The organism is uncultured Veillonella sp. (assembly GCF_938010505.1).
Classification (GTDB): Bacteria; Bacillota; Negativicutes; order Veillonellales; family Veillonellaceae; genus Veillonella.
The window spans coordinates 1-5,941 of record NZ_CALLVP010000012.1 but is presented as its reverse complement, the minus strand read 5'-3'; the positions used below and the strand labels follow the sequence as shown (position 1 = coordinate 5,941).

Below are 5,941 nucleotides of genomic sequence, written 5' to 3'. Positions count from 1 at the left end.
GTATTCTTATCATCTTTATTTATTATGGGGTGATGACCTTTGCTGGTGCCTTAGGAAAAGGCGGAGCATTGCCAACTGTATTGGCTGCATTGATACCAGATACCTTAGGTATTATTTCAGGCTTATATTTGAATTGGCGCGTATCGAAATAACAGATTGTAATCATAGGAAAGGAGGGACTTGATGTTAGTAGGTGTTAAAATCTTAATAATTATCGCCCTTATGGGGGGGCTCATTGCTTACATGGGGGATAAGTTAGGCACTAAAATTGGTAAACGTCGCATGTCCCTCTTTGGATTACGACCTAAGCATACGTCTATTATAGTTACCATTGTGACAGGCCTTCTTGTTGCAGCAGCTACGGTTGGAGTTTTAACTTTTACGTCTCAAAGCGTACGAACCGCACTGTTCGGTATGGATAAGCTGCGAGCAGATATGAAGCAGCTAAATAATGAGGTTGCTGCAAAAACGCAAGAGCTTATTCGTGGTCAAGCTTTGCTAGAACAGAATAAACAGGAGCTTGAAGACCGGATGGCTGAGATTGAACAGATACGCCGTGAAGTAGAGGCTACAAAAGCTGAATTAGCGAGTGCACAAGCTGCTAAAGATGCAACAGAGGCTGAACTGGCATCTTTACAAGCCTCTTATGCAGAGGTATCTAAAAAGTTAGCCGAACTTGAAGAGACTCGTGCTAAGATGGAAGCTCATATTAAGAATCTACAAGCTACGCAAGAACAATTGCAAAATGGTATTATTCACTTGCGTGAAGGGACAATTCTCTTCCAAGTAGATCAGCTATTAGCGCAAGCTGTTGTACGACCTGGTTTAAGTGAAGAAGATAGCAATAATGCTATTAAACATATTATCGATGATACAAATAAACTTGTATTACGTCGATTAGGTTTAGAGGATAAAGGTCAATCCGTTGTGTATGTAGATCGACAAAATGTTGAGGTGGCTACGCAAAAATTAATTAACTCTAAAACACCAATGGTTGTTCAAGTGATAGCCGCAGGAAATATTATTTCAGGTGAACCTGCAGTTGCAGTTATCCAAGTATATCCACAACAATTTATCTATAAAAATGGGGAAGTTATTCACTCTGCTGTGCTGGATGGTGGTGCTAATGCCCAGTCCTCTATGCTCCAGTTCTTGAAACAAGTAAACGAGCATGCGAAGGCAAAGGGGATTATTCCTGATTCTTTATCAGGTGATATTGGAATGATATCTGGTGACGATTTGTTTACAGCTATTAAACGAATAAACACTATGCGTGGTAAGGTTCACGTTGAAGCTTATACTGATGGCGATACATATTCGTCTGGTCCTGTACACCTTAAGTTGCGTATTACCCAAATGCCGGTTTTTAATGATAAGGCAAAAATGCAAACTAATTAATATGATAAAAGTATGTTGGTTTCATACATCATAAAGAGAAGGTCTTATGTAATTTTCAACATAAGACCTTCTTTTTATGTTAAAATATAACTACTGTACTTACAAAGGGGATAATCAAATGACTGAAAATACATATATTTTAGCAGTGGATCCAGGAAATGAGAAAACTGGCGTAGCTATACTTTCACCTTCCGGTGAGATGATATGCCGTAAAATTATTTCTTCAAATACTTTCAATAAAGATATTGAGCGTATTTTAACTGAATATTATGGTATTGTTCATATTGTTTGTGGAAATGGTACAAATCATAAACACTTGTATCCTTCTCTTCAACAAATTGGACGTAATCATAAAATTACAACTAGTTTAATCGACGAATCTCACAGTACAGAGGAGGCCCGTAAATTATATTGGCAATATAATCCTCCTACAGGGTGGCGAAAGATTATTCCTACATCTATGCAATTTCCACCAGAACCTGTAGATGATTTGACTGCTCTCGTTATTGGTTTGCGTTATACGAAGCAATTAGCTCAAAATGAACTAGCTGCTAAAGAAAATACTGTAGACTCTAACGAGTTAGAAGAAAAGCGATTACATGCTATGGAACAGTTATACGGAAAAGGAGAAGCTCATGACAAGTGAAACTTCAACGCGTAACTGGTCGAACCTTATTATGCGTTGTGTAATGATGATTCTAGGTGCCCTGATATATACGGTGGGCTTAGATTTGTTTTTAGTACCAAATAGCATCATCGACGGTGGTATAGTTGGTATCTCTTTGATGGCTGCGGAACTATCAGGTATTTCCTTTAGTATTTTCGTAGTACTTTTCAACTTGCCATTTTTATATTTAGGTTATAAAGCGATTGGTAAAGGATTTACTTTTTCTACGTTGTTTTCTATCGTATGGATGGCAATATTTTCTACCTTTGCACATAACTTTACACCTATTACAACCGATCCATTTTTAGGCTCTATCTTTGGTGGTATAATCTTAGGTATTGGGGTAGGGCTCATAATTCGTAATGGTGGTTCATTAGATGGATCTGAAATCGTAGCCATTATCTTTGATAAACAATCTACCTTTTCAGTAGGTGAAATTGTAATGGCCATGAATTTAGTCATTCTTGGCGCAGCGGGCTTTGTATATAGCTGGAATAGTGCTATGTACTCTTTAATTGCCTATTTTATTGCATATAAGATGATTGATGTGACCATAACTGGCCTTGAAGAATCTAAAGGGGTTATGATTATTACTGATGCAGATAATTCTAAAGATATTGCTGATGCATTAAATGCAAATCTTAAGCGTGGTGTTACGATTATGTACGGTGAAGGTGGTTATTTAAAACAACCGAAACATGTATTGTATTCTGTAGTTACCCGGTTAGAGATTACAAGATTAAAAGATACCGTTTATGAAGTAGACCCTACAGCTTTTATTACTATCCAAGACGTACATGATGTCTTTGGTGGTAGATTTACGAAAGGTGGTCATTAAGAGGATACTATGAGTAATAAATTAGGAAATACAATAGTAAAAGAAATATTAGATTGGATTTATGCCATTGTATTAGCATTAATCATCGCTATGGTAATTCATATCTTCTTGATTCAGCCTACTAGAGTATCTGGTGAATCAATGGATGATACATTACACAATGGACAATATTTGATTGTTACCAAATGGCATCATATTATGAATGATATGCCCGAATATGGACAAATCGTTATTATTGATAGCCGCGTTAATCGCGTTCGCACATGGGTGGATGATGTAAAAGAACCACTGATGAACTATGCATCTGTTTTTAATAAATCCGCTCAAACAAATGATGTATGGGTAAAACGTGTAATAGGTATACCTGGTGATGTACTAGAGTTTAAAGATGGTTATGTATGGCGTAATGGAGAAAAATTACAAGAACCATATACAAAAGATACAAAAATGAATTATACTCGGTCTACACCTGTAACAGTTCCAGAAGGTCATGTATTTGTAATGGGGGATAATCGCAATCACTCTAGTGATAGTCGTTTTATCGGCCCAGTTCCTGTTGATCATATTTTAGGCTTTGTATCCTACGCAATTTAATAACAGTGAAAACCTATCTATAGATGTGTTTGCATCGTAGATAGGTTTTTTATTTTATAAAGTAAGCCCAAGTAGGTTAAGTGGTATCTTTTGGATAAGATATGTAAAAAGTTTAGAGCTATACCTATTGGCATAAAATAAAGATTTTATTTGTGAAACTTTATAAAGATAAAACAATTCAATAGTATTAATTAACATATTTTATTAATTTATCAATAACTAATAAGTAAATTTTATCAAAAAAGCAGGTATTAGTAATAAAACTATTTAATTGTTAAGGTTATAAAATGAAATTTTGTGAAATCTAATTTTAAAGAATGCAGTTAAAATCTATGTTTATAGGACTTATAATGTTCATGAAAGAAATTTCATAAAATTTAGTTGTATAAAATGCTTTACAAAGTTTTTGGCTGGTGGTATATTCACATCAACAGAAGGGCTACGCTACAAAGAAGTGGCGCTAAGATAGATAATTTAGTTGAGGAAACATGGACACTCCTAATAAATCTTTCATAGTGATACTACTTATGTAGTGAATGTCTTCTGCAAATATAAATTCTTATTTATAAGAAAGAAGGAATTCATTATGAAAAAACAATTCGCAACAATGTTAGCAGCAACAGCAGTATTGGGTGTAACAACAGCATTTGCTGCAAATCCATTCTCCGATGTAACTCCAGATTCTTGGGCATACCAAGCAGTATCCCAATTAGCACAATCTGGTATCGTTAATGGTTATCCAGATGGCACTTTCAAAGGCCAAAACAACATCACTCGTTATGAAATGGCTCAAATGGTAGCTAAAGCAATGGCTAACCAAGATCGTGCTAATGCAGAACAACAAGCTATGATTAATCGCTTGGCAGATGAGTTCTCCAACGAATTGAACAACCTTGGCGTTCGTGTATCTCGTTTGGAAGACCGTGTAGGTAATGTAAAAGTAACTGGTGATGCTCGTATCCGTCATCAAGGTTCTGAGGATAAAGGTGTTTACAAAGCTAATAGCAAATCCTTAACTGATGGCCGTGCACGTGTACAATTTAATGCTAATGTAAATGATAAAACTGAAGCAGTTGTTCGTGTAAAAGGCAACTATGAATTCGGTGATTCTACAAAAGGCGCTGATGCAACAATCGATCGTGCTTACGTAGATCATAAATTCGGTAGCAACGTATCTGCTAAAGCTGGTCGTTTCCAACAAACAATTGGTGGCGGTTTGATGTACGATGATACATTCGACGGTGCTCAATTGAACGTAGGTAATGATAAAGTTCAAGTACAAGGTGCGTATGGTTACATGATTGATGGTGCTGCTGAAGGCAACTCCAAATCTGATAACCCATCTGTATCCTATGTAGGCTTAAAAGGTAAAGTTGGTAAAGAATCCTCCGTTGGTGGTTTCTACTCTAGATTATCTAGCGGTAACTTGAATCACAATGGTGCAACAGTAAATTCCGATAAACAAGATGTTTACGGTTTCAATGCGGACTTCCGTAAAAATAAATTATGGGCTGGTGGCGAATGGTTGAAAGCTTCCAACATAGATAACTCTCAAGCTTGGACAGCAGGCGTTGGTTATGGTAACTACGACATCGCTAAAAAAGGTACATGGGATGTGAAAGGTCAATACTTCAACCAAAAAGCTAACGCACCAATCGTAAGCTCCACTTGGGATCAAGCATATGACTTAACAAATACATCTAATGGTTACAAAGGTTACATGGCTAGCGTAGATTACGCAGTACAAGATAATGTAGGCTTAAGCGCTGGTTATGGTTTCAACTCTAAAGACCAAAGCGGTAATGATCTTTCCGATTTTTACCGTGCAGAATTGAATTACAAATTCTAATTCCCTCACAAACAAAAAAAGACTTCTTCGGAAGTCTTTTTTTTGTTGCATAAAAATCTTATATATTATCTTTTGTATATAATAGTATATATATAGTAAAATTAATACATATATAAGACTTCTTAATACATCGAATGTTTTAGTAATTATTTAGTTCTAATACACCATATATTGTATGATATATTTATAAACCCATTATGTATAATATATTTTACAATTTATTAATTGGGATATTATTTATAAGTATAAATTAATAATAGATTTGATAATTATTCTTGCTTAGTGAGAAAGTAGATAATTTTTAATTTTTTTATGAAAAAAATTATATCCTATAAAACTAGATAAAATCTAACTTAGCAGGTATTTTAAGTTATAAAAACATGATAATGAGAACACAATTGAGAAAAAAGGGTTTACACGAAAAAGTGATTGTGCTAATATCACCCTACGAGAAGTAGCAAACACATGAAACGAAGAACTTCGATATAGAATGTGGCGAGGAAACGTGGACACTCCCAAAGATTCTTGATCTGAAGAACTGAGTAGAATGTGAATGTTATGACTTGTAACATTTTATTTTCTATTTTTTTCAGAA

6 protein-coding genes are annotated in these 5,941 nt (G+C 35.2%); all 6 read left to right on the top strand.

Translation table 11 applies throughout. The features are described 5' to 3' along the window. Positions 1 to 152, top strand: a 152-nt coding sequence (locus Q0507_RS00600) for an LptF/LptG family permease (RefSeq protein ID WP_367268432.1), incomplete at its 5' end; no start/stop codon positions are given. A gap of 31 nt (positions 153 to 183) precedes the next feature. After that, positions 184 to 1,398 carry a DUF3084 domain-containing protein gene (locus Q0507_RS00595; protein WP_298710858.1) on the top strand — a complete coding sequence of 405 codons (1,215 nt, stop codon included), beginning with the start codon at positions 184 to 186 and terminating at the stop codon, positions 1,396 to 1,398. Between the two features lie 118 nt (positions 1,399 to 1,516). Beyond that, positions 1,517 to 2,044, top strand: a complete 528-nt coding sequence (locus tag Q0507_RS00590) for a hypothetical protein (RefSeq protein ID WP_298710856.1) — start codon at positions 1,517 to 1,519, stop codon at positions 2,042 to 2,044. After that, on the top strand, positions 2,034 to 2,903 hold the full coding sequence (locus Q0507_RS00585; RefSeq protein ID WP_298710854.1) for a YitT family protein: 870 nt from the start codon (positions 2,034 to 2,036) through the stop codon (positions 2,901 to 2,903). Before Q0507_RS00590 ends, Q0507_RS00585 begins: the two co-directional genes overlap by 11 nt. Before the next feature lie 9 nt (positions 2,904 to 2,912). Continuing rightward, entirely contained in the window at positions 2,913 to 3,497 is a 585-nt protein-coding gene (gene lepB, locus Q0507_RS00580; RefSeq protein ID WP_298710850.1) for a signal peptidase I, read from the top strand. Between the two features lie 586 nt (positions 3,498 to 4,083). Further along, positions 4,084 to 5,346, top strand: coding sequence for an S-layer homology domain-containing protein (locus Q0507_RS00575; RefSeq protein WP_298710847.1), 1,263 nt, complete (start codon positions 4,084 to 4,086; stop codon positions 5,344 to 5,346). Positions 5,347 to 5,941 lie beyond the last annotated feature (595 nt).

Excerpts from the sequence above, each read along its gene's own strand:
- Q0507_RS00595 (WP_298710858.1), top strand. The coding sequence starts at position 184 with ATGTTAGTAGGTGTTAAAATCTTAATAATTATCGCCCTTATGGGGGGG.
- Q0507_RS00590 (WP_298710856.1), top strand. The coding sequence starts at position 1,517 with ATGACTGAAAATACATATATTTTAGCAGTGGATCCAGGAAATGAGAAA.
- Q0507_RS00585 (WP_298710854.1), top strand. The coding sequence starts at position 2,034 with ATGACAAGTGAAACTTCAACGCGTAACTGGTCGAACCTTATTATGCGT.
- lepB (WP_298710850.1), top strand. The coding sequence starts at position 2,913 with ATGAGTAATAAATTAGGAAATACAATAGTAAAAGAAATATTAGATTGG.
- Q0507_RS00575 (WP_298710847.1), top strand. The coding sequence starts at position 4,084 with ATGAAAAAACAATTCGCAACAATGTTAGCAGCAACAGCAGTATTGGGT.